Source organism: Mangrovibacterium diazotrophicum, assembly GCF_003610535.1.
GTDB lineage: Bacteria > Bacteroidota > Bacteroidia > Bacteroidales > Prolixibacteraceae > Mangrovibacterium > Mangrovibacterium diazotrophicum.
This window is the reverse complement of record NZ_RAPN01000003.1, coordinates 332,270-357,803: the sequence shown is the minus strand read 5'-3', so window position 1 is coordinate 357,803 and position 25,534 is coordinate 332,270. Positions and strand designations below refer to the sequence as shown.

Annotated in this window: 15 protein-coding genes; 10 read left to right on the top strand and 5 right to left on the bottom strand. The window is 45.2% G+C overall.

Annotation, left to right across the window (positions count from 1 at the left end):
- Nucleotides 1–614 precede the first annotated feature (614 nt).
- On the top strand, nt 615–1,223 hold the full coding sequence (locus BC643_RS19680; protein ID WP_147377281.1) for a hypothetical protein: 609 nt from the start codon (nt 615–617) through the stop codon (nt 1,221–1,223).
- 80 nt (nt 1,224–1,303) lie between these two features.
- Here BC643_RS19680 and BC643_RS19675 read toward each other — a convergent pair whose 3' ends face one another.
- Genes BC643_RS19675 through BC643_RS19665 form a run of 3 tightly spaced genes read right to left on the bottom strand, consistent with a single transcriptional unit; the run spans nt 1,304 to nt 4,952 of the window.
- On the bottom strand, nt 1,304–3,016 hold the full coding sequence (locus BC643_RS19675) for an acyl-CoA dehydrogenase family protein (RefSeq protein WP_120274988.1): 1,713 nt from the start codon (nt 3,014–3,016) through the stop codon (nt 1,304–1,306).
- Nucleotides 3,017–3,037: 21 nt separating this feature from the next.
- Nucleotides 3,038–4,057 carry an electron transfer flavoprotein subunit alpha/FixB family protein gene (locus BC643_RS19670; protein WP_120274987.1) on the bottom strand — a complete coding sequence of 340 codons (1,020 nt, stop codon included), beginning with the start codon at nt 4,055–4,057 and terminating at the stop codon, nt 3,038–3,040.
- Between the two features lie 19 nt (nt 4,058–4,076).
- Complete coding sequence (locus tag BC643_RS19665) at nt 4,077–4,952, bottom strand: electron transfer flavoprotein subunit beta/FixA family protein (protein ID WP_120274986.1); 876 nt, start codon at nt 4,950–4,952, stop codon at nt 4,077–4,079.
- 461 nt (nt 4,953–5,413) lie between these two features.
- On the opposite strand from BC643_RS19665, the gene BC643_RS19660 reads away from it, so the two are divergent.
- The 9 genes from BC643_RS19660 (at nt 5,414) to BC643_RS19620 (ending at nt 22,648) form a co-directional block, all read left to right on the top strand.
- The gene (locus BC643_RS19660) at nt 5,414–5,995 is read left to right on the top strand and encodes an RNA polymerase sigma-70 factor (RefSeq protein ID WP_170154632.1); all 582 of its coding nucleotides are present in this window, start codon (nt 5,414–5,416) and stop codon (nt 5,993–5,995) included.
- Nucleotides 5,996–6,070: 75 nt separating this feature from the next.
- Nucleotides 6,071–7,051: a FecR family protein gene (locus BC643_RS19655; protein WP_120274984.1), complete on the top strand. Its 981-nt coding sequence runs from the start codon at nt 6,071–6,073 to the stop codon at nt 7,049–7,051.
- Between the two features lie 165 nt (nt 7,052–7,216).
- Nucleotides 7,217–10,735, top strand: a complete 3,519-nt coding sequence (locus BC643_RS19650) for a TonB-dependent receptor (protein ID WP_245995026.1) — start codon at nt 7,217–7,219, stop codon at nt 10,733–10,735.
- A gap of 32 nt (nt 10,736–10,767) precedes the next feature.
- The gene (locus BC643_RS19645) at nt 10,768–12,720 is read left to right on the top strand and encodes a RagB/SusD family nutrient uptake outer membrane protein (protein WP_120274983.1); all 1,953 of its coding nucleotides are present in this window, start codon (nt 10,768–10,770) and stop codon (nt 12,718–12,720) included.
- Nucleotides 12,721–12,770: 50 nt separating this feature from the next.
- Nucleotides 12,771–14,399 (top strand): DUF5123 domain-containing protein, encoded by a 1,629-nt coding sequence (locus tag BC643_RS19640; protein WP_120274982.1) that lies wholly within the window; start codon nt 12,771–12,773, stop codon nt 14,397–14,399.
- A 264-nt stretch (nt 14,400–14,663) separates the two neighbouring features.
- Nucleotides 14,664–18,815: a pectinesterase family protein gene (locus BC643_RS19635; RefSeq protein WP_120274981.1), complete on the top strand. Its 4,152-nt coding sequence runs from the start codon at nt 14,664–14,666 to the stop codon at nt 18,813–18,815.
- 125 nt (nt 18,816–18,940) lie between these two features.
- Nucleotides 18,941–20,425: a pectate lyase family protein gene (locus BC643_RS19630; protein WP_120274980.1), complete on the top strand. Its 1,485-nt coding sequence runs from the start codon at nt 18,941–18,943 to the stop codon at nt 20,423–20,425.
- A gap of 176 nt (nt 20,426–20,601) precedes the next feature.
- Nucleotides 20,602–22,134, top strand: a complete 1,533-nt coding sequence (locus BC643_RS19625; RefSeq protein ID WP_120274979.1) for an alpha-N-arabinofuranosidase — start codon at nt 20,602–20,604, stop codon at nt 22,132–22,134.
- A 172-nt stretch (nt 22,135–22,306) separates the two neighbouring features.
- Nucleotides 22,307–22,648 carry a hypothetical protein gene (locus BC643_RS19620; RefSeq protein WP_147377280.1) on the top strand — a complete coding sequence of 114 codons (342 nt, stop codon included), beginning with the start codon at nt 22,307–22,309 and terminating at the stop codon, nt 22,646–22,648.
- A gap of 125 nt (nt 22,649–22,773) precedes the next feature.
- Here the strand turns inward: BC643_RS19620 and BC643_RS19615 are convergent, their stop codons facing one another.
- The gene (locus BC643_RS19615; protein ID WP_120275005.1) at nt 22,774–23,766 is read right to left on the bottom strand and encodes an arabinan endo-1,5-alpha-L-arabinosidase; all 993 of its coding nucleotides are present in this window, start codon (nt 23,764–23,766) and stop codon (nt 22,774–22,776) included.
- 23 nt (nt 23,767–23,789) lie between these two features.
- Entirely contained in the window at nt 23,790–25,451 is a 1,662-nt protein-coding gene (locus tag BC643_RS19610) for an arabinan endo-1,5-alpha-L-arabinosidase (protein WP_120274977.1), read from the bottom strand.
- Nucleotides 25,452–25,534 lie beyond the last annotated feature (83 nt).

Sequence of the window (25,534 nt, the reverse complement as noted above, 5' to 3'; positions counted from 1 at the left end):
GCTTGTGGCCCCGTGTCTCTCAAAGCGGGTGCAAATATAGAGACTATTTTCTGCTTTGCAACACCCACAGCAATCTTTTTTTAATCCCTTTTCACGCCTAAACACCCAACTCACTGATAACCCTCCCATTAAAGCCAGAAAAAATTTTGAGAGTTTTTGGCTGGTTATTCTATTCATCCCCTACCCAGATCAAAAAACAGCTTCTTCCACTAAAACCAATTCTGAATAAAAATGCGTTCGAATGCTCCATAAAAACATCTCACCCTATTTCAACGACTATTGCTACCCTGCAAAAACTGTCTAAATTAACTCACCTTTACTCCTGATTTATTTTTTTCGAGAGCTCTCAGCTATACAATTCTCCACTTCTCCACGACACCTTCTTAATTATATACATAACACCTCTTCATTCTCTCTAAAAACAGAGGAAACTTATAACATATAGGAGCTCAGCATTTTTTGCACGATAAAACCCGATTTAGATGGAATATACAATAATAAAATAGCCTTAAACGCGTTACCCTTTTGATTAAAATAGCTAATTTGTGCGGGCATTTATTTGAGGTAAGGGATAACGCTCAAGTAAGTCAGTATATAAAAATGAAAAAACGAAGATGAAAAAGAGATTTAAAAAGACAGTCGCTATCCTATTTATTACAACACTTCCATTTATCAGCTTTGCTCAGAGTGGATCGATTGAAGCATCCTATGATTCATTAACGGTCGAAGGACAATTCGACTACCTTTTCAAACGGTCAAACCGATTTGAAGATTATAAAGTGATGCGGATGAGTGCCTATGAAGCACTCAAACAGAATGCACTCGACAGTATGAAAGTATATACTGACCAGGTTTCACAACTGAAACAGGACATCAAAGGCCTCAACAATAAAATTTCGGAGCAAGGAACTCAAAATCAAAACCTCACGCAGGAGCTGGAAGACACCCGTAAGATCCAGGACAGTATGAGCTTTTTGGGCATTGCCGTGTCAAAACAGGCTTACAATAGTATTATGTGGGGATTGGTTCTTTGTTTACTGGCACTGTCGGCAATTTTGTTCTCCCTGTTCAGACGCGGCCATTCCGTGGTTCGTGCCACTAAAAAGCGACTGGATGAAATACAGGATGATTTGGAAAACCACCGTAAAAATGCCTTACAACGCGAGCAAAAGCTGGCAAGAGAATTGATGGACGTGAAATTAAAAAACAAATCCACCCGATAGAATTCAATATTGATTCAACTATAAAATGAAAGAGGCTTCTCATTTGAGAAGCCTCTTTTCGTTTTTTGTATCGATAAACACTATTCCATTTCGTACTTATATGTACCCAGATCTGCCAATTCCGATGTCCGGATAAATTCGGCATGCGCTTTTACCTGCGCTTTTGCCAACCGCAGGAAGTTTTTGGCCGACTTCAGGAACATCTGGTCACGGTTACTATCGAGCAACAGCAAGTAACTCATAATAATATAACCAGCCATTTCCACCATACGGCGAGCGTGGAAGTCGATGAATTCATTGTCATCCATCGACAACACTCTATTCACAGCATGCTCATACTCGTCGGTTAAAATGATAAGCTGACGACGCAAGTGCTCCAGTTCAGGCGACACTTTCTCCGCTTCGTAAACCCGAATTTGTTCCAGGTAAGCTCCCGTTGTCACACCTCGGATGGCTGCCACCACCTGCAACTGGGTTGTTCCTTCGTAAATTGACGTGATCCGTGCATCGCGGTAAATCCGTTCAACCGGGTAGTCTTTCATGAAACCTGAACCACCGTGAATCTGAACTGCGTCGTAAGCCAACTGGTTACAGAACTCAGAAGAAAGTCCTTTGGCCAGCGGCGTGTAAAAATCGGCTAGCTTTTGGTATTTCTTCATTTCGTCGCGCTCATCTTTCTCAAGCTTACGCTCTTCCGAAATGTGCGTGTACGTTTTATAAACATCCACAAAACGAGCAGTCTCATACAATAAAGTACGAGAGGCATCCAGTTTGGCTTTCATTGTTGCCAACATTTCGTACACAGCAGGGAAACGCATAATAGCTTTTCCGAACTGCATCCGTTCGCGGGCATAGTCGATTGACTCGCGATAAGCAGCCTCTGCAACACCGACAGATTGCGCAGCAATTCCCAGCCGGGCACCGTTCATCAGGGCCATCACATATTTAATCAAACCCATTTTTCGTGAGCCAACCAATTCGGCAGGAGCATCTTTAAATACCAGCTCGCAGGTTGGAGAACCGATGATCCCCATTTTATGCTCGATGCGGCGAACTGTTACGCCCCCGTCGTTCTTGTCGTAAATAAACATCGACAGACCACGGCCATCTTTTGTTCCGGGTTCCGAACGAGCCAGCACCAGCGAAATATGACCATCACCATTCGTAATGAAACGCTTCACCCCGTTCAAAATCCACTTGCCCGACTTTTCGTCGAAGGTGGCTTTCAGCTGAACTGCCTGCAAGTCGGAACCTGCATCGGGTTCTGTCAAGTCCATGGCCATGGTTTCACCATGGCAAACACGAGTCAGGTATTTTTCTTTTTGCTCTTCCGAAGCAAACTCGTTGATGGTCTCGGCACAGTCCTGCAAACCCCAGATGTTTACAAAACCGGCATCGGCGCGCGAAACAATATCGGCTGCCATGATATAAGGTACAATCGGGAAGTTCAAACCGCCGTATTTGCGCGGCAACGACATGCCCATCAGCCCCGCTTTATTCAATGCTTCGATGTTTTCTGCAGTTCCGCGAGCATAAACCACGTGTCCGTCAACAACCTGTGGCCCTTCCGCGTCAATCGACTCAGCATTTGGTCCGACAATGTCGCCACAAATTTCGCCCACAACTTCCAATACTTTGTCGAAGTTGTCCATGGCATCTTCATGATCCATCGGGGCAAAATCAAAATCTCCTTTTTCTGTGAAATTCCGTTCCTTCAATTTGACGATTTTCTCCATCAAAGGATGAAACAGATGGAATCTCAATTCTTTATTATCATTATAATAGTTAGCCATTACAAACAGTTTTAGGTTGAATTACTTGGTGTTCTTCTTATAATACTTGATCATTTTCGGAAGCACTTCCGCAATGTCGCCGGTAATTACATAGTCGGCAATCGCATTGATGGGTGCTTCAGGATCCGTATTAATGGCGATGATCTGTGCCGATTCTTCCATACCGGCCCGGTGCTGAATTTGCCCCGAAATTCCGCAGGCAATATAAAGCTTCGGACGAACCGTCACCCCGGTTTGTCCGATTTGGCGCTCGTGCTCTACGTAGCCGGCATCAACTGCCGCACGCGAGGCACCAACTTCGCCACCTAAAACTTCAGCTAATTCGAAAAGCAACTGGAAATTCTCCTTCGAGCCCATGCCGTAACCTCCGGCAATCACAATCGGAGCAGCTTTCATGTTCACTTTGCTCTTCTCCATGTGACGTTCGATGATCTCTACCGCAAAGTCAGCATCGCTGACATATTTGGCAACTTCCAGTTTAACTACTTTCCCTTTGTATTTTGGATCGAGAATTTCCTTTTTCATCACACCTTCACGAACCGTTGCCATTTGCGGGCGGCAATCCGGGTTGATGATGGTTGCAATAATATTACCACCAAAAGCGGGGCGAATCTGGTAAAGCAGGTTCTCGTAGGTTTTCCCTTGCTTTTTGTCTTCGTGATTACCTATAACCAAACTGGTACAATCAGCAGTCAACCCACTATGTAGGGCTGAAGAAACGCGGGGGCCTAAATCGCGACCAATGGACGAAGCGCCCATCAAAGCAATTTGCGGCTTTTGTTCCTGGAACAGTTTCACGATAATGGCGGTGTGCGGTAAAGTTGTAAAAGGAGCCAAACGTGCATCGTCGGCTACATATACAGTATCCACCCCGTATGGGAAAATTTGATTTTCGATTCCCTCGAGCTCGTGACCAATGGCCACAGCTTCGAGTTTTACGCCTAGCTCATTGGCCAGGCCGCGTCCTTTGGTCATCAATTCCTGGCTCACTTCAGCCACGTGACCGTCTTCTATTTCGCAATATACAACTACGTTGTTCATGATTTTTTCGTGTTAGCGGTTAACCAATGGTATGACTTTCAATTAACTCACGCATCAGCGTGTCCATGTCGTCATCAGACGGGCTGAGCACTTTAGCTTCTTTAGCCTGAAGCACCACATTCTCAACTGTTTTCACCTTTGTAGGCGAACCACTGAGGCCCAGCTCCGCATGATCGACTTCAATGTCGCTAACAGTCCATTCCGGAATATTCAGATACGGACGGTCGTTGTATAAATGCAGGTAGTCTTCATTTGAATTCTGCAACTCGGTAACCGTCTTGGCATGCTTGTACTTCATAATCAGTTTCGCATTGCGGGCGCGACAATCAGGCGCTGAACCATTTACGGTCATAACCATCGGCAGCGGACAACTAACGAGCTCCACTCCCCTTTCCAAACGACGCTTCACGAAGATTTTGCCGCTTTCAATTTTTTGCACTTCTTCAACATAAGTTACCTGTGGCAAACACAATTTTTCGGCAACCTGCGGTCCTACCTGAGCAGTATCACCATCAATAGCCTGGCGGCCGGCGATGATAATGTCGTAGTCTTTCACTTTTTTCAGCGCCTGAGAAATAGCATAAGAAGTAGCCAGGGTATCTGAACCGGCAAAAGCGCGGTCGGTTAACAAAATTCCGTCGTCGGCACCACGAAACATTCCCTCGCGAATAATCTCAGCAGCACGTCCAGGTCCCATTGTTAAAATGGTAACGGTTGTTCCGGGAAAGTTTTCTTTGATTCGCAGCGCTTGTTCGAGGGCATTCAAGTCCTCGGGATTAAAGATCGCCGATAAAGCAGCCCGGTTAATGGTCCCGTCAGCTTTCATGGCGTCTTTGCCAACATTCCGGGTGTCCGGAACTTGCTTGGCAAGAACAATCACTTTAAAAGATTTCATTTCAAATTAGTTTTTTGGTTTTATCGTAAAAATCCTGCAATCCACACATCTTTGGTCTATGCACAAACGGATTTTATTGGTTCTGAAGCAAGGCTAACAAATATAACCAAAGCGCCTAAAGTTTTCAAGGATATGTCACACAGCAGCCACCTTCCGACTGATTCGCACCACAAACACACAAGAGGCAAAAATGGCAAGGAACGAGTTGTAAAGATCAAATCGAATTGAAAAACAGTTTCTTAAAATTCAAAAGTTCTACAGTACAGCGGAAATTCGACAAGGCTGAAAATGCGCTATTTATAATCATTACAAGGAAAAATCGAGCCACGCAACGAATATCTGCCAGCGGAGTGGGTTTCTCAACCAACAAAACATAAGCAATCGAAAAAAATGAGAAATTTCATAGCTAAACTTTGTGTTGTTTTGTTAAATTTGGGAACAACCAAATTAAGCCCAGCCGATTGAAGAGAGCAATAGACATCGACAAACTTGTGCGAGGTTTGAAAAGAGGAGATGTTGATCCCTTTAATGAATTATTCGACCATTACAGCTCCAAGCTTTATCATTTTGCTTTTGGTTATTTAAAATCGAAAGAGGAAGCGGAAGAGTTGGTACAGGATGTATTTACAAAAGTTTGGGAAAAACGAAGCCAACTGAACGAAGAATACCAATTTCAATCTTACCTTTTCACAATTGCTTTCAACCAGATAAAAAAACACTTCCGCTCTAAAAATTTACTGGAAACTTATTTAGAACATGCCAGTCAGTCGTTGGCCTATGAAACGACAACTCAATCAGAAGTTGGCTATCGCGAACTAAAAGATATCGTAAACCAACTGATCAACCGGATGCCCGACAAACGACGCCTTGTATTTCTAAAAAGCCGGATGGAAGGAAAGAATGCTCAGGAAATTGCGGTAGAAATGGAGATCAGCAAAAAAACAGCTGAGAATCATCTTCATGCTGCATTAAAATTTCTCAAAGCCGAATTGGCCAAAGAACACCTTCTGGGGCTCCTGTTTTTCTACATTCATTTTTTTTAAAAAAAATTACCCCGCGGATTAGGTGTAAATACAAGGTCGAGGATATTACATTATGTAGATGCTTGAACTAAACTTATGAAACAAAAGGATCTCGACCGCATTGACGATTATTTTCGCAACCAATCATCGGATGACGAACAGTTTGTTCGTCGTCGGTTTTCGGATGATCTCGAAGAAGAAGCCTTGTTTAGCTTATCCGAGAAACACTGGAATCAAGCCTCATCCGAGAAAGTGGATCTCCGGCATGTCCTCCGGAAAATACATCATGACATTCAAAAAGACGATGCCACACCTGCGAATTATAAGCAAGTGGCCTTCCGCTGGTATTCTAGGGTTGCAGCTGTTTTAATGTTGCCGCTTTTCATCGCAAGTCTTTACACCGGAATTAAATATTATCAGACTCTCGACTCGGTAGCAGAAATTCACGCTCCGAAAGGATCGCGCATTCAATTTCATTTGCCCGACGGATCGGCAGGTTACCTGAATGGTGGCTCAAGCCTGACTTACGCCGCCAACTTTAAAAATAACCGCAGACTGCAGCTCAACGGAGAGGCTTATTTTGAAGTTGAAAAAGACAGAAGCCATCCGTTTGTCGTGCAAACTAACCCGGCGAATATCCAGGTTTTGGGTACGAAATTCGACGTGCGTGCATACAGTGAAGACGACGAATTGATCACTACACTGGAAGAAGGCAGCGTTGAGATTTTCAACAAAGCCAATAATACCACCAGCCGATTGAGCCCGGGAGAACAAAATCGAATTGATACCCAAAGTGGTTCCATGTCGACCAACTCGGTTAACACCAAATTCTACACCTCTTGGAAAGAAGAAACCTTACAGTTGGACAACACTCCGTTTGCCGATGTACTCAAACAAATGGAACGCTGGTACGGCGTGGATTTCATAGTTGAGAAAGACATGAAAGAAACCCAAAACTACACGATGACAATCAAAACCGAAAGTCTGCGGGAGATGCTCCAGTTAATGGCTTTAACTACAGCCTTCAGGTACGAAATAAATGGAAATAAAGTAATTATAAAATCACTAAACGAATAGCGTATGGCCTAAAACCAAAGAGGAAAGTGTTGGCGCACTTCCCTCTGAAATTTCAAAACCAATAAGGTTTAAAAATTTAAATAATAGCAAAACAAACTTATGAAAAAAAAGACATTTTGTGACAACAACAGGTTGTTATATGACCTGTTGCGATTAAATCGTATTATGAAACTAACAACACTACTATTACTGATCTCTTTCATGTCAGTGCAGGCGGTGGGCTTTTCGCAGGCAGCAAACCTGAACATCAACATGGCCAACAGCACTGTGAAAGATGTACTTCGGGAAATCGAGGACCAAACAGAGTACTTCTTCATGTACAACGACAGCAAAATAGACGTACAACGCAAAGTTGACATGAACCTGGAAAACAAATCAGTTGAAGAAGTACTGAACGCTCTTTTTGAGGGAACGGGCACAAGCTACGTCATTAAAAACCGGCAGATTGTTCTTTACCCGGAGAAACAGAGTACTCCCGGCACTCCTAAACCGGTAAAATCAGAACAAGGCATTAAAAGCGTAACCGGTCGGGTTATCGATACCGGCGGACTTCCACTCCCCGGGGTCACAGTTATGGTAAAAGGAACTACGAACGGTACCATTACCGACGTCGAAGGTAACTATACGCTGAATGACTTACCTGCAAACGCGACACTGATATTTTCATTTGTCGGAATGAAAATGCAGGAGGTTGGAGTAACCAAGCAAACGATGAATATAACCATGGAAGAAGAATCGATCGGTTTGGAAGAAGTGGTTGCCATTGGTTACGGTACAGTTCGGAAGAAAGACTTAACCGGATCGGTTGCTTCGGTGCAGGGCGAAACATTGAGTAAAATTCCCGTTAGTAATACCGCTGAAGCATTGAGCGGCCGACTGGCTGGGGTGCAAATTACAACTGCCGACGGATCTCCTGACGCGGAAATCATCGTTCGCGTTCGTGGTGGCGGATCAATCACGGGTGATAACACACCATTATATATTGTAGACGGATTCCCTGTTTCAAATATCAACGACATTGCGCCAACGGATATTGAATCGATCAACGTTCTGAAAGATGCTTCATCTACGGCCATTTATGGTTCTCAAGGTGCAAACGGGGTTATCATTATCACTACTAAGAGTGCCAAAGGCGGCAAAACACAAGTTAGCTACAACGGATATCTACAGACCAAATCACTGAAAAACAGACTGGATGTATTGGATCCTTACGAATATGTGATGTTGAACTACGAGCTTGCAGCCTTATCGGGAGAAGATGGCATCAAAGGTTTCGAAAAACGCTTTGGTGTTTATGATGACCTCGATCTTTACAAATACGAAAAAGGTATCGACTGGCAAGACGACATGTTTGGTGCCGATGTGCTTTCACAGCAACACAACATCTCCATTCAGGGTGGAGCCGAGAAAACCAAATACTCTTTGAGCTCTACCTACACAAAGAATGGCGGTTTGATGGAGAACAACGATTACACTCGCTACAATGTCAACTTCAAACTAGATCACCAACTGTGGGACAACCTGAGACTTGATGTAAACGCCCGCATCGCCGATACAGAGGTAAATGGATCTGGTACATCTGGTGGTACGTACAAGGTTCGTACATCCGATGCAATCACAAAAGGTCCGGTTAACGGATTGGAAGATCAAATTGTAATTGACCCGGGAACACTGGCCGATGACGAGTATGACCAGTGGGTGAAAAACAACCTGACTCTGTCTGAACAAGCAGCGCAATATTGGAAAAGAAAAAATCAAAAAAGCTTTGCTTTCACCGGCGCTTTGACATGGAATATACTGAAGAGTCTAACTTACCGTCTTGAAGGTGGTTACACTTATGGTTTCGACGATAACCAAAGCTACTGGGGTAAATACACCAGCAATGCTTCATACGTTGGTGGTGAGCCGCTAATCGACTGGGAACAATCAAAAAGTATTCGCCTTCGCGAAGCTCAAACAGTTACTTATGATTTCTCGTCCGGAAATCATAAATTCGATGCAATGGTTGGGCAGGAAATTAACTCTTCTCAAACCAAAGCAACCGACATTTACGCTACAAATTACAGCGACGACTTATCTCCGGAGAAAATCTTTGCCAATTTAGGGCTTACCGGAGGTGTTCCATCGATCTCCAGTTCTTTTTCGGACAAATACAACAAAGCCTCCTTCTTTGGCCGCGTAAACTACATTTTTGCTGACAAGTACTACGTTACAGCTACCTTCCGTGCCGATGGTTCGACCAAGTTTGCCGAAGGAAACCGCTGGGGATATTTTCCCGCAGGAGCCATTGCCTGGCGTGTTAACAAAGAATCGTTTATGCAGGGAACCGAAAACTGGTTGTCCGACCTGAAACTTCGAATCAGTTATGGTGAGGCAGGAAACGATAAAATCGGTTCTACCTTGTATAAACTTAGCTACAAAATTGACGACCGAAAAGCCTACGGTATTGGAGATCAACTGGCCAGCTACTATGTACCGAAAAACAGCGAGTTGCCTAACCCCAACCTGAAATGGGAAACCACGATCACCCGTAACATTGGTTTGGACTTTGGCTTTTTCAACCAACGCCTGAGCGGTACTTTGGAAGCTTACAAAAACTCGGCAGATGACCTGTTGATTAAAAGAAATATTGTTGCTCCGGGTTACGACAGTACGTATGAAAATATCGGTTCTACCTCAACCAAAGGGATTGAGCTGACACTGGAAGGACACATTATTAAAGGAAAAAATTTCGACTTGCGCGGTAATTTCAACTTTGGCTTCTACAAATCGAATGTTGACCGCTTGGCTCCCGGTATCGAAGAGCAAAGCTACGCATCGGGTTGGGCAGGAACTGATAACAAAGGATACTATGACTATAAAATCAGGGTTGGCGATCCGGTAGGTTTGATCTACGGATGGGTGACCGATGGTTATTACACAACCGACGATTTCAGTTCGTACGACGAAGTTAACGACGAATACATTCTGAAGGACGGAGTTGCCAACATCGGTATGCTTGGCGGTCGAATCGGAGTTCGTCCGGGAACAGTTAAATTGAAAGACCTTGACAACTCGGGTTTTGTTGACGACAACGACAGAAAGGTTATCGGTAACGCAACGCCTGATTTTTACGGTGGTTTCGGCCTGAGTTCAACTTTTTATGGTTTCGATGCTTCAGTCCTTTTCAACTTTGTTTATGGCAACGACATCTACAACGCCAACAAAATCGCTTCAACTCAGCAATACCGGACTAGCTATCCGAACATGTTAAGCATGATGGATGTGGACAACCGCTATACTTACCTGAACCGCGAGACAGGTGAGATCATAACCGACCTCGAAACGTTGAAAGCAATCAACGAAGGCGACAATGCAAAAGCCTTGTGGTCACCGTTCTCATTTGGTAACGCAACCGCCGTTCCGCATTCATGGGCTATAGAAGACGGTTCATTCCTGAGACTACAAAACGTCACTGTGGGATACACTATTCCGTCACAATTAACACGAAAAATCAATATTCAGCGATTTAGAGTTTACACGACCGTTAATAATGTATGGACGCTGACCAATTATTCCGGATACGACCCTGAAGTTAGTTCTCCTGTACGTAACAGTTCTACATCCAGTTTGACTCCCGGAGTTGACTATTCCTCTTACCCCAAAAGCTTGTCATGGACATTTGGTGTTAACGTAACCTTCTAAGCTAACTTTTGAAATCTAAAAGAATACACAAAATGAATACAAAATTCCTTGCAATACTTGGATTTATATTAATAGCTTTCACCGGCTGCAAAGACTATCTGGAAGTAGATTCTCCTTCCACATTTAGTTTCGACTACCTTTTTTCGAACACAGCTGATGCCAAGAAAGCAGTCCTCGGGGTTTATTCCCTGTTTGGCGAAGACCCGTACACTTCACGGATGTCCTGCGTATGGATGCAAAATACCGATGTTGAAGCTATGCAACCAAGTGCTAACCCCGACGGTTCACGCCGCGACATCTGGTCTCTTGAAGGAAAAAACCTTTCCGGATTCAGTGATATTTACAAAGCATGGCAAAACAATTACCTGGCAATTGACCGTGCCAATCAATGTATCGAAGGAGCAAAAACCAGTCCTATCGCCGACGATCCGGAAATGAAAATGATACTCGGCGAAGCTTATTGCTTGAAAGCCTATCGTTACTTCCTGCTCTGCAACTTTTGGGGCGATGTACCCTATTTTGATGAAGCTGCAAAAGCCGGTATGGAACTCGATATCCCCAGAACCGACAAAAACTATATCTACTCCGCTTGTATTCAGAATTTGGTCGATAGCGAAGAGGGAATGTATTTCGCTGATGAATATGCAGATGGAATTGAACGGATGAATCGTGAATTTGCGCTTGGAATGATTGCGCGCTTGGCCCTTTTCCGTGCGGGCTATGGAATGACACAAGACGGAACGATGAAAAGAGCGGATGACTATTTACCAGTGAGCAGCAACGACTCGTTGGCAGTGACTTATACCTACAACGGAACAGAGAAAACAGCGCGGACATCGGATGAATATTACCAGCTGGCCATCGACTATTGTCAAAAACTGATCAGCCTTAGCGACCGCGAACTCAACTCGGACTTTGCAGAAATCTTTTATAACGAATGCGTTTTCAACACGCCAACCAACGACGACGTGCTCTACGAAGTAGCCTTCCTGGCGCAGTACGGCGGCGATGTCGGCTGGTGCGTTGGTTCAACTGTTAACAGCAGCTCCAAAGGTGCATCAACAATTCAGGTCAATTTAACCCCAACTTACTACTTCTCGTTCGATGATGATGATACGCGTCGTGAAGCGACATTTACCCGCACCTACTACAAAAACGACGATGACAAAAACTACGTGGAAAGTACAACGGGGCTGGCCTGTGCCAAATGGAACCGCCTGTGGTTAACCAACGATCCCGGCTCCTCTTCATCTAAAGGTACAGGTATTAACTGGCCACTGATGCGCTACTCCGACGTTTTACTGATGTTGGCAGAAGCGGAAAATGAACTAAACGGACCAACATCAACTGCAAAGAATGCACTGAAGCGCGTACGTGAAAGAGCATTCCCCGAAGATGTACAATCGGAAAAAGTTGACCAGTATGTTGATAACCTGTCATCAAAAGATGATTTCTTCGATGCCTTGGTTGACGAACGTTCCTGGGAGTTTGGAGGAGAATGTCTGCGTAAATTTGACTTGATCCGCTGGAATATCTACGGTAAGAAAATTATTGAAACCAAAGCCACTTTGGATAACCTGGGTAAAGCAGCTTTCGATTTGGAACTTGAAAATCCGGATGTTGCCCAGTACGCCGATTATGCGAATTACCTGTACTACCGCAAGGCAAATGGCGAAATTACCTTCTTAAATGTCAAGTATCGTCCGGACGACGTGCCCGAAACAATTGTTGATGTGGAAGATCTGGATGAAGAAGGAAACGAAAACGCCTATGCCCGTGCAAACTGGTCGCGTAGCTTGTACAAATACACCGACGATGCAACAACCGGCGAACGCACTTACGATTCAGCCGACTACACTGTTCGCTGCTGGAGAGGATATACCGACCCAACCGGACAATCAGCTGTTCCGTACGTGCTACCGATCTCAACCACCACCATTGGAAGTAGCGAGTACCTGGATAACGATGGTTACCTGTTAAATTAAAAAATGCTGTTTAATTACGGATTAAAATTAATTTGAAAAAAGATCTTCTTATGAAATATAAAACGAACAAAATAAGCTGGTTATCGCTCGCAGCCATAATTTTCACACTAATTTACAGTGGCTGTAAAGAAGACGATGACCTGGGGATGGCGGATCGACTATTCCGCCCCATTATCAGCGACACAAGCTATGGTGGCACATGGATCAGATTGGTGTGGGACAAATATGCCAGTGCCAACTCTTACCAATTACAATTGTCAACTGATACTTTTCAGACAATCCTGTCGGAGGTTGAAACCGATACAACCTTCTACCGATTCGACAACCTGGAGTACGATACCGATTACTTCATTCGAATTAAGTCGATCGGCGAGACCCTGGAATCGGACTATTTTGAGAATGACATTATCCGTACTTCCGATTACCCGACAAAACTGGAAAACATCACATCGAGCGATGTTATTGACACTCAGGTTAAAGTAAAATGGACAGACGTTAGCTACGATAGTTTGGTTGTAATGAGTGCTGATACTGTTTTCAAAACGGTTGTTTTAACCGAGACCAACAATACCGACAAGCAGGTTATTATTAAGGCTTTGACTGCTGAAAGTGATTACGTTGTAAAAGCCTATCTGGATGGCGGATACCAAGGTAAGAAAAGCTTCTCGACAATCGCTCCTCAGGTTTTCGACGGCGACGTGCTCGATTTGCGCGGTTACTCGGATGAAGAAAGTTACAGCATGCTCAATCAAACATTCTTCGATCAGTTAGCCATTGACTATCCGAATGGCGTTACGATCGTTCTCTCGGGCGGTACAAAATACGAGCTTAGCGGTGGTATTGGCATTACTTCGCCGTTCAGTCTGGTGACCGGATATACCGTCAACGGAAAAGCAATTATCGAAGTAAACGGCAACTTCGACCTACCGGCATCAGCGACTGTGGGCAACGTTTATTTCGAATCACTGGCTTTCACCGATCACCCAAACAAACCAAAAACAACCGACAGCAACTATGGAGGAACCTATGTGATGAACATCTCCGGTTCCGGTTCAAGCCTCGATTCTTTGTTGTTTGAAGACTGCGATATTCGCTATAAACGTGGTGTACTCCGGATTAAAACCGGTGCGACCGTAAAAGCGATTTCATTCAATAATTGTTTTATCGACTCTATTTCGGGTTATGGCGTTGTTAACCTCGACAACAGCGGTGTAATTACGAATTCCATCTCGCTGACCAATTCGACGATCTCTCATACTTACTTGATTGTTCGTGCCGATAAAGCATCCAATCCGCTTCAGTCGTTTGTTGCAAGCAACCTGACAATTTATAAATCAGGAGGGACTACAGGCACGTACCTTTTCGATTTGAAAAATCATCCGTTGACAGAGAAAGGCGAAATCTCCAATTGTATATTCGGACCCGGTGCTGCAGAAACGCTCAACGGCTATCGAAGCGCTTCTTCAACAATAAAAATCCAGAACAATTACCGCACTTCCGATTGTGTTTGGACTTACAACGTTGATGCCAATGGTGTGCCGACCGGAGATGTTGCTCCAATCGAATCGACACAACTGACTGAAACAGCAGCCGAAATTTTCGGAGATGTTAACGATAACGACTACACTGTGACGGATTCCAGACTGAAAGATAAAATTGGCGATTCTCGCTGGTGGTAGACTGCAAATTCTGATTTTAAGTTTTAGATAAATTGGTTTTTAATTAGACGAACATTTTCAAACAAAGAACTGAAGTCCCAAACCCTTATAAAAGGACGGGACTTCAGGTTCTTTTTCCTTTCTGCAGCACCAATCTTCCGGTTGCTTTGCTTCATTACGACTAGTTATTGTACGAAGCAAGTTTACTCTTACCAGTCATTCTGCTGGAACTAGACTTATCTGAATTCGATACGGATATTGAATTGAAACCTAACTTGTAAAAGAATGAAATTCCTTTGCTTTACTGTTTTGTTATTGTCATTGCTTTTGGTAAGCTCGACCACGCCGGCGCAAGTGACTGCAGGTAACGCAGACATTGTCGTTGCACTCGACGGCAGCGGCGACTTCACGAAAATTCAAGATGCCATTGATGCTGTTGCCAACAACAGCGACCGAACTACTACGATCTATATAAAACGCGGCACATACAACACTGAAAAACTCATTGTCCCCTCTGAAAAGAAGAATATTGCATTAATTGGTGAAAGCCGTGACGAAACAATTATTAGTTATCACATCTACGACTGCTCCGCCGGGAAATGCCCAACGGAAGACGTAGCTTTGTGGACGGGCGACAATATCACATCGTCTGCTACGCTCACCGTTTTAGCGGATAATTTTAAAGTCGAAAATATGACCATCCGGAATACGGCCGGACCGGTTGGACAAGCACAGGCACTGACAATCAGAGGCGATAAAAACATTTTCATCAATTGTAATCTGTTAGGTTACCAAGACACCATTTGGTTTTGGAACGATGGAAAGCGATGCTATTTTAAAAACTGCCTTATCAGCGGACGAACAGACTATATTTACGGCGGCGGAATTGCCTTTTTCGAAGCTTGTGAAATAAGAAGTTATGGCGGAGGCTGGATTACAGCGCCTTCAACGGCTCAAAGCCAGACCTACGGATTTGTATTTTCGAACTGCAATGTCACGTATGCATCTGGCAGTCCCCGCGCAGGAGACGATGGACAATTGATCCGCTTGGGCCGTCCCTGGCATAACTACCCCAAAGTTGCCTGGCTCTATTGCCAAATGACTGAAATGATTAATCCCGAAGGCTGGGGCGACACCTGGAATATGGACTACGCCTCAACAAGTACCGACCTTCACCTTTACGAATACCTAAATACCGGAGCCGGAGCAGATATGAGCGGACGTGCTGCCTGGGTCGGACTGCGCTCACTCACTACCAGTGAAGCCGAAAACTATACGGCACAAAAAGTCTTAGCCGGCATCGACAATTGGGATCCAACAGCTGAAGCACCTCTGGTGACCAGTTATGAATGGATCGGCACTGGCACTGATTTAGGATGGCTTGCTGCCAGTAACTGGAATCCCGAAGGCACGCCAGCCGCAGGCGAATTAGCAACTGTGAGCGGGAAAGACACCATCGAAGCGAACGGAGGAACCTTTAGTGCAGACCTCAACCTCAACGACACTACCAAACTTTTCGTTAGCGGAGTGAACACCGTAAATTATATGGCGGTCAACGGTGGGAAAATTCAAACAGCCACAGCGGGTACGCTCGGTGGGAAAATTGCAACTAAAGATTCTGTCATTTTCAATATCGCGGGCACATTGACGCTCGATGCACAGCTAACCGGTGTGCACAAACTCATAAAACAAGGCTCTGGAAGACTGATTCTAAATGCTGACAATTCAGCTTTTAGCGGAGCGATCCTGGTGGAAGAAGGTCAACTTGAAGGAGCAACGGCTTCTTCACTCGGCAAAGGTGATCTTCAAGTAAGTTCTACCGGAGAGCTGATCGTCTCAAACAACAATGCCTTTTTGCCAACATCAAGCTTGTCTGTACAAACCGGGGCGAAACTATCTCTGAATGCCACTTTAACAACAAGTGAATTCTTCATTGAGGGATCGATGCAGGCGGTTGGCACATACAATTCAACAACGACTCCTGATCTAATCAGCGGAACCGGATCCGTATTGGTTGGCCGACCAGACGTATTTACGTTCACCGGTGCCATTAGCGGAACCTGGGATGAACCGGGCAACTTCACCCCGGCATTAATGCCCGAAGCCGGTGAAACGGTTGAGTGTTCCATTCAAATAGAAACCACCTCGACCGTGTTTCCGGCCAATCTGAATATCCACGCTCCCGGTAATATTCGCATGCGGGGAGACCATTCCGCCACCGGAACCATCACCATGGACGACGCAACCAATTTGAATTACAACACAGGCGGAACAGGTATGAGCTTAAATGCCCCGCTAACGCTGAACGGCGACATCGAACTGACTATGGAGAGTGGCAACTCTGCCGGAAGTGCGCTTACGCTGGGGGGGCCGATTTCGGGAACCGACACCATTACGCCAATAAACAACGGAAAAGGCACCGTCAATACCGGCACATTGGTATTGAATGGAGATAACAGCAACTTTACGGGAGTCTGGAACCTCAGCTCCGGAAGTAAGAAATACCCCAGTGAAAACTACATCACCGAAATTGAAGGTAAAGTTGCCAATGCCTTTGGTGCAGGGAAAATCGTCGCCGATAAAAACAATCGGGTGATTTTTGCCAATGAAAATTGCGCAGGCGACAAACTGACAATGGATCTGCTTGGCAGTTCGAAAGCGAAGCTCACCTCCAATGTGTTTGTACAGGAATTCATTTTAAACGGCACCAGTTATACTGAAGGAAGTTTTTCGGCCACTTCGAATCCGGATTACTTCGAAGGTGCAGGTACAATCTACGTTGGAAACACCGAAGTTGAAGAACCGGAACAGCTCCCTGCTTTTCCGGGGGCGGAGGGACATGGGAAATATGTGACGGGTGGCCGCGGTGGTCGCGTCATCTACGTAACAAATCTCGAAGATAACTCCCTGCCGGGGTCACTACGTTATGCGGTTGAACAGTTGGGTGCACGTATCGTGATCTTCCAGGTTTCGGGAACCATTCAACTAAAATCAGAACTTAAAATCACCAATCCCGACATTACAATTGCAGGGCAAACAGCTCCTGGCGATGGCATCACCATTCGCGACTATCCAGTGGTAACCAGTGCCGACAATATCATTATTCGCTTCATGCGTTTTCGGATGGGTGATGCCGCACAACAGGAAGCTGACGCCTTGGGAGGACGATTCCATAAAAACATCATCGTCGACCACTGTTCCATGAGCTGGTCCACCGATGAATGTGTCTCGTTTTACCAGAACGAGAACTTCAGCCTGCAATGGTCCATCATTTCCGAATCGTTACGCAATTCGGTTCACGACAAAGGAGCGCACGGTTACGGTGGCGTTTGGGGTGGTAAAAATGCTTCGTTTCACCACAATTTACTGGCACACCATGATAGCCGAAATCCTCGCTTGGGCGAATATGCCGGCGATATATTTGCATTGACCGATAACGTAGACCTTCGAAATAACGTCATCTACAACTGGGGCAATAACAGCTGCTACGGTGCAGAAGGCATGAATGTGAACATTGTAAATTGTTACTATAAACCGGGACCCGCCACCGCAAAAACGGAGCGAATTATCGCAATCGACAAAAACACGGTTGAAGGAACAGCCGTGTACGACCAATGGGGAAAATTTTACATTGACGGGAATGTCATGACAGCGTCGGAACGGGCAACCAGCGACAACTGGACTTACGGAGTCTACAACCAGTATCACAGCAAATACGGTACAGTTTCCGATGAGGACAAAGCTGCTATGAAACTCGATGCCCCTCATCCGTTCGGAGAAGTGACCACACAAACAGCAGAAATCGCCTATGCAAAAATTCTTCAATATGGCGGTGCAAGTCTTGTCCGCGATGCTGTTGATACCAGGGTACTGAGCGACGTTAAAAACGGAAACGCAACTTATATGGACGGTGGAAACGGTAGTACGAACGGCATTATTGATACCCAAACAGCTGTCGGCGGATGGCCGGTACTGAATTCTCTACCAGCTCGAACCGATACGGATTTAGATGGTATGCCAGACGACTGGGAGAATGCAAATTCCCTCGACCCAAACGATGCCAACGATGCCCAGCTTAAATCTGTCGACGGAATTTATCCCAATATTGAAGTCTATATTAATAGTCTGGTTGCTGACATTGTGGAAAACCAAAATACAACTGACATTTCCACAGGCCTAACCACATTGCAAAAACAACAGGATACATTTATAGCCTACTTCAACAATTCAACCAACCAATTGAATCTACAACACGATTCGAAAATACGACAGGTCGAACTGTTCGATATTACCGGGAAAAAGCAGCTAATTCAAAAGCCGAATGGGAATCCGATATATATACAACTTTCAAAACAATTAAGCGGCGTGTACATCATTCGGATTCTGGATGAAGAAAACAACTGGCTTAGCCAAAAAATTATGATCGCAAATCAATAAACAAACGAAGCATTTTTAAGAACCGCAAATAGGAATGAAAAGCTTATTTTCGCCCGCCGATTTGTAATCCTCCCTGCCTTTCAACGGGTGGAAAAAATCAACTTTAAATAAACACACAACTATCAATGAATCTAAGAACTGTATTATTTTTCGCACTACTGCTGATGTTTATAGTTTCCTGTTCAAAGAATGAGAACGAGGAAGTCACTCTACCGGATGATGAAGAGGAGGAAATCACAGGCCCAATTGATGGTCCGGCATTTCCGGGAGCCGAAGGATACGGGAAATATACCACCGGAGGACGCGGAGGAAAGGTTTATTATGTAACCACGCTTGAAGATACTGGTGTATCCGGATCGCTTCGCTACGCCGTGAACCAAACAGGAGCGCGAACCATTGTCTTTGCCGTTTCGGGTAACATCAAACTAAAATCGAACCTGACAATTACCAACGGCGATTTAACGATCGCGGGGCAAACAGCTCCCGGCGATGGCATCTGTATCCAGGACTACACGGTGGTTGTGAATGCCAGCAACGTTATTATTCGTTTTATGCGTTTCCGCTTGGGCGACGAGACCAAAACGGAGAATGACGCTATTTGGGGACGCAACCAATCAGACATTATTATTGACCACTGCAGTATGAGCTGGAGCACCGACGAAGTTTCATCGTTCTACGACAACTCAAACTTTACCATGCAATGGTGTATTTTGGCTGAAAGTCTGCGTAACTCGGTGCACGACAAAGGTACGCACGGTTACGGCGGGATCTGGGGTGGCAAAAAGGCCTCTTTTCACCACAACCTACTGGCTCACAATGACAGCCGCAATCCCCGTTTTTGCGGTAGCCGCTACTCGAATAAACCCGACGAAGAAATCGTCGATTTCCGGAACAATGTGCTGTTTAACTGGGGCGGAAACACTGCCTATGCAGCCGAAGGTGGCTCGTACAACCTGATCAACAATTATTACAAAGCGGGCCCTGCCAGCTCAAACAAAGGGCGCATTATTCAACCTTATCCCGATGGTGGCACCAACTCGCAACCAGCAGGCGTTTACGGTAAATTCTACATCACCGGTAACGTGCTGACGGCAAGCAGTGCGAATACAGCAGACAACTGGTTAGGTGTGAATATGCACAGCACATTTTCAACTTTAGCGCCGGGAGTAACACTGAGCGATTTAAAGTTGACAGAAGAAGTATCACCTCCGGAAATTACCACCCACTCGGCAACCGATGCTTACAGTAAAGTGCTGGCTTACGCCGGTGCCAGCCTGAGTCGGGATCCGATCGACACCCGAATCACCAGCGAAACCAGCTCTGGAACACCGACCTACTTGGATGGTGGCAACGGAAGTACCAACGGACTGATCGACACGCAGACCGCTGTGGGTGGATGGCCGACATTGTCGTCGGGAACGGCATTGACCGATACCGACGGAGACGGCATGCCCGATGACTGGGAGATCAGCAAAAAACTGGATCCGGCAGATCCGGCAGACGGAAACAAAAACAACCTGGTTACAAGTTACAGTAACCTGGAAGTTTATCTCTATGGCCTGGTGAGCACAATTATTGAAAGCCAAAACCAGGGAGGCACAGCCCAATAACTACACTACGATAGCAGCAAGCCACATTGGTGAGCTAGAAAGGCTCGTTACAAATCAGGTAACGGGCCTTTTGTTTTAAATGACTTTCACAATTCCGATGATGAAGTTTTAAAACACAAACGATAAAGGTATTACTTACTTTTATTAAATTTGAAAGATCATTCAATAACTAAATCATGAAAAAAAACAAAAGCCTGCTGCTGGCAGCAACCCTGTTTTTGGGAATGGGTGTATCAGCCCAAAACTCCATCAACCTGGATACTGAAGCAGCAAAAACAACAATCAGTAAAGAAATCTACGGACATTTTGCAGAGCACCTCGGACGCTGTATCTACGGTGGTATTTTTGTTGGCGAGGACTCTTCCATCCCCAACATTCAAGGCTACCGCGAAGATGTTGTGGGTGCGTTAAAAGATATGCACATTCCCCTACTCCGCTGGCCCGGAGGATGTTTTGCCGACACCTACCACTGGAAAGACGGCATCGGCCCTCGCCAGAACCGCCCTTCAATTGTCAATGTAAACTGGGGAGGCGTTACCGAAGATAACAGCTTTGGGACACATGAATTCCTCAACTTTTGCGAACTAATCGGCGCCGAGCCGTATGTCAATATCAATGTTGGTTCTGGTACCGTTCAGGAAGCATCCGAATGGGTTGAATATGTAACTTCGTCGAACGTGAGCCCAATGACCGACCTGCGTAAAAAGAACGGACGCGAAAAACCCTGGGATGTTAAATTCTGGGGAATCGGTAACGAAAACTGGGGCTGCGGCGGCAACATGACTCCCGAGTACTACTCAGACTTATATAACCGTTTTGCCACTTATTGCCATGGCGATTTGTACCGCATTGCAGGCGGGCCCAATGTTGCCGACTATAACTGGATGGAGGTAGTCATGCAAAAGACAACGCGCCACCGCCACCTGGTACAAGGCGTCTCCCTGCACTATTACACTTTCACCACCGCTTGGGAAGACAAAGGTTCGGCAACCGACTTTGGCGAAAAAGAATGGTTTGCCGTTTTGAGCAGAACATTGAGAATGGATGAACTGGTTACAAAACACTCCGCCATTATGGACAAATACGATCCCGATAAAAAAATTGGGTTGATTGTTGACGAATGGGGCGACTGGTTCAACGTTGAAGAAGGAACGAATCCCGGATTTTTATACCAGCAAAATACCTTGCGCGATGCTTTGGTCGCAGGTGTCAACCTCAATATTTTCAACAACCATTCCGATCGCGTGAAAATGGCCAACATTGCCCAAATGGTCAATGTATTGCAATCGGTTATTTTAACTCAAGACGATCAAATGGTGCTCACTCCAACTTATTTTGTATTTAAAATGTACGCCGTCCACCAGAATGCAGAATTGATTCCGATGGATTTGAAGTGCGAAGATTACGAAGTGGATGGTCAAAAAATTCCGGCAATCAGTGCTTCGGCCTCAGAGAAAGATGGAGTTGTATCGATTACCATGTGTAACCTGAACCCGAACAAAGCTGAAACAATCGATTTGAACCTGGCAGGCACGTCGGTGAAAACAGCAAGCGGAGAGATTGTCACTTCAAAAAACATGAACGACTACAATGATTTTGGGCAAGCTGAAAAAGTGAACCTACAATCATTCGAAGTGAAAAAGCCAAAAGACGGAAAACTGACCATTGAAATTCCGGCAAAATCTGTTGTTTTAGTGCAATTGCAATAAAAAACTTTTTAAAAACATACGTGCATTAAAGGGTATTCTTCGGAATGCCCTTTTTTTTCTTAAAAATGCTTAAGTATATTCTTTAACATCCCCTCTCACGGTAGGAGAAATAACATTTTGTCATATGTTTGTTAAGCAAATGTTACCGAAGGTTAAGTTAAAGTTATACGCTATGAGAAATGTAAATTTAAAAGGGAATTCCGTTGAGAAGAAAATTGATCTGGAAGAATTCCGCAAACTATACAGGTTCGTACACCAACTGGCTGCCATGGGGGTACGAAATGAAAAAGAAGACGAGTTATTTTACAAGAGTTTAAAACGGAGTACAGAGCTTCTTCATTACATCCATCCGTATAAAGACCAACATATTGATGAGATGCTGAATTTCTCGTTTCAATATTATATGACAAAACGGGAGGAGGCTATGGATGGCAATCTTAAATCACAGAAAATTGTCAATGAATTGAAGCCACTGTATCAAAAAGAATTAATGGCACTTCTTCATTTGAATTAAAAAGTTTTTGGGGTTACAACAAATTAGTAAATAGAAAATCCCAGGTTGGCTATCCAACCTGGAATTTCTCTTTTAAATAAGATCGTCGAGCTTAGTTTAAAAAACAGATGAGATCATTGTCTGTGTTAAAAGTGAACGACCGGCCATCCGTCTTTATCCCAGTTGATCTCACGAATCAGCAATTTCGGATGTCCCCCGTCGTTTGCATCGTAGCCGTGAAAAACCAGGTAGTCTTTGCCGTCGAACCGAACAACCGCATTGTGTCCTACGCCATGCCAGTTTTCGTTTCCTTTCAGCACAACACTTCCTCCTCCGTGAGCCATATCTTTCCCATCTTTATCTTTGAAATTACCGGTGAGCGTTTCCGAACGACCAACGATCATCTTGTAGGTACTTTTCACACCCCTGCAGCAATAATCAATCGATGCGAACAGGTAGTAGTCGTCTCCCTTTTTAAATACAAAAGGAGCCTCAATGGCATTTGCTCCGGCATCAGCCGAAATTTCGTCCGAATCCGCTTTGGCACCTTTACGGGATGCCACGGTTGGGATTGAATAAATATCTTCAGCAACCGATAATAAATCGTTGTTCAGTTTTACCCGTTTTAATCCATCCCAGAATGAGCCAAAGAAGAGGTACGGTGTACCATCATCATCCAGAATCAGGTTCGGGTCAATCGCATTCCAATCAGTTTTTCCCGGAACTGACTGAACAACTTTACCGTGATCCACCCATTTAAATTCCGGATCGTCCGGATCAAGTGTTTTATTGGTCGCAACGCCAATGCAGGAAGTATTCTTGCCAAAGGCCGAAACCGAGTAGTACAAGTAGTACTGTCCGTTGTGATAGGAAATATCAGGTGCCCAAATGTGCCCCTTGTAACCGGGGATTGCATCCATCGCCCATTGAGGACCCGATTCGAAAACCGCCTTTTCCTTCTCCCAGTTTACCATATTTTTCGAGGACCAAACATCGATCCCCATACCGGTTGCAAACAAGTAATAGGTCGAATTTTCGCGAATCATCACCGGGTCGTGCACAATAACAGATTGTGCCTGCGCCTGTACTCCCATCGCCAACCCAAGAAGGGCAAATACAAAAGTTCTAAGTGCTTTCATATGTCGTTGCATTCTTGTTAATATTATTTTGACATTTTGCCCCAATAGGTTGCATTCAGCGACTTCTCTGTTCCGGCATAAACGAACGTCACGCGCCGTGGACTTGCTTCCCAGTCAACCTCACGTTCAACGCAAACAATTACGTTGCCCAATGTCAGTTGCTTTTTGGCTGCATCGTAACTCCAGCTACCGGTTAATGCTCCCGACATGGTACCGTCAGACTTCAGTGTCAACGAAGTCGCAGCATCTTGCTGGCCGTAATTGTATGCCAGGTTGATGTGTTCCCATGTTCCAATGAGCGAGTCTTTGGTGATTGTGCCGTAATCGGGTACAGCGGCGTAACGTTCGGGCAAGGCAATTGGCCACAAGTTATCAGGTTCACTGGCCGAAGCAGGACACCAAACAATGCGGCGTACATGTCCCATCATAATCGCATTAGAGTAGGCATTACCTCCAACATTTGCAGGTAATCGACCCTGCGACATGTAGAACCACTCGTCTGTATTTTCCTTTTGGAAAATGCAGCAGTGAGCAATTCCGACCCAGCCGTAGCTTAAATTGAATTTATAAGGATGAGTTACGATCGGATAGCAATCACCGCGTCCGTTTGTGAAGTTACGTCCCGTGATATCGAGGTACGGACCTTCAATATTTTCACTTCGTACCACACGCGTATTATAAGGTACATCCAAGCCATCGTAAGCCATAAACAAATAGTAGTAACCATCTTTGTAAATAACTTCGGGCGCTTCACTACCCTGCCAACGCGAACCATCGGTGCGTGTACCAACCCGCTCTCCATATCGGGCCGTCAGCTCACTTGTACTGCTTGCCCAGGGGTTACCTAATGCATTCAGCGGTTTACCTGTCGTCGCATCCAGTTGCAACAAAGCGAAGCCGCTATGCCACGAACCGTGTATCAGGTAGTGTTTTCCTTCCGGAGTGACGATATAGGTCGGGTCAATCGCGTTGTAGTAGAAATAAGCGCTCCAATCAGATGTACTGGAACGACTGTAGTCCAAGCCGCGATCAGATGAAGAGCTGGTAACAAATCCTTTATCTGTCCAGACTGCTCCGGCAGGGTCGGTTGATTCGCACATGCCGATAAAGGCACGTTCACTCCAGCTTCCATCAAAGCTGGTGCCGCCTGTTTCAATATAGTTAAAGATTACAACGCTGTAGTACATCCGCAGAATGTCCTGTCCGCCGACGTTGACCTTGCGTACGACCGGTGCCCAATAGCCATAGGATATATTGCTTTCGGCAATAGCATCCAGTCCCATGCGCAAACGAATGGCATTGAGCGAATCGGCTACCCATGAAGGCGGATCATAAAAAGGACCGCCAACCCATTGCCAGTTCACCAAATCTTTTGAACGCTTGCCCTGAAAATGGCCGTGTCCTTCTGCCTCGTTGCCATAGGACGCATCGGTACCGTACATGTAATAATAGCCATCATAATAGGCTACCGACGGATCGTGCGTGTTCGCCAGGTTCCAATCGCTGCGGTTTGACCACGATGCTATCGCTGAGTAGTCATCGTCATATGTTGGAATCGTAAAATCTGTTTCGGTGCCAGGATCTCCTCCCCCGCCCGGATCATCATCATCAATATCATCTTTACACCCTACAAATGTGAGAGCAGTTATGCTGATTGATAAAATCAGTAAATACTTTAGTTTCATGCCTTAAATGTTTAAAGTTTAAGAAACTTCCCTGGCAACATTCAAAAGATGTGCCGCCAAGGAAGTCCCCGGTTTCAGAGAAT

What these genes read in the sequence shown, in the direction of transcription:
- BC643_RS19610 (WP_120274977.1), bottom strand. Translation starts at nt 25,451, where the DNA reads ATGAAACTAAAGTATTTACTGATTTTATCAATCAGCATAACTGCTCTC.
- BC643_RS19645 (WP_120274983.1), top strand. Translation starts at nt 10,768, where the DNA reads ATGAATACAAAATTCCTTGCAATACTTGGATTTATATTAATAGCTTTC.
- BC643_RS19650 (WP_245995026.1), top strand. Translation starts at nt 7,217, where the DNA reads ATGAAACTAACAACACTACTATTACTGATCTCTTTCATGTCAGTGCAG.
- BC643_RS19655 (WP_120274984.1), top strand. Translation starts at nt 6,071, where the DNA reads ATGAAACAAAAGGATCTCGACCGCATTGACGATTATTTTCGCAACCAA.
- BC643_RS19675 (WP_120274988.1), bottom strand. Translation starts at nt 3,016, where the DNA reads ATGGCTAACTATTATAATGATAATAAAGAATTGAGATTCCATCTGTTT.
- BC643_RS19615 (WP_120275005.1), bottom strand. Translation starts at nt 23,766, where the DNA reads ATGAAAGCACTTAGAACTTTTGTATTTGCCCTTCTTGGGTTGGCGATG.
- BC643_RS19630 (WP_120274980.1), top strand. Translation starts at nt 18,941, where the DNA reads ATGAATCTAAGAACTGTATTATTTTTCGCACTACTGCTGATGTTTATA.
- BC643_RS19620 (WP_147377280.1), top strand. Translation starts at nt 22,307, where the DNA reads ATGAGAAATGTAAATTTAAAAGGGAATTCCGTTGAGAAGAAAATTGAT.
- BC643_RS19680 (WP_147377281.1), top strand. Translation starts at nt 615, where the DNA reads ATGAAAAAGAGATTTAAAAAGACAGTCGCTATCCTATTTATTACAACA.
- BC643_RS19635 (WP_120274981.1), top strand. Translation starts at nt 14,664, where the DNA reads ATGAAATTCCTTTGCTTTACTGTTTTGTTATTGTCATTGCTTTTGGTA.
- BC643_RS19670 (WP_120274987.1), bottom strand. Translation starts at nt 4,057, where the DNA reads ATGAACAACGTAGTTGTATATTGCGAAATAGAAGACGGTCACGTGGCT.
- BC643_RS19640 (WP_120274982.1), top strand. Translation starts at nt 12,771, where the DNA reads ATGAAATATAAAACGAACAAAATAAGCTGGTTATCGCTCGCAGCCATA.
- BC643_RS19665 (WP_120274986.1), bottom strand. Translation starts at nt 4,952, where the DNA reads ATGAAATCTTTTAAAGTGATTGTTCTTGCCAAGCAAGTTCCGGACACC.
- BC643_RS19625 (WP_120274979.1), top strand. Translation starts at nt 20,602, where the DNA reads ATGAAAAAAAACAAAAGCCTGCTGCTGGCAGCAACCCTGTTTTTGGGA.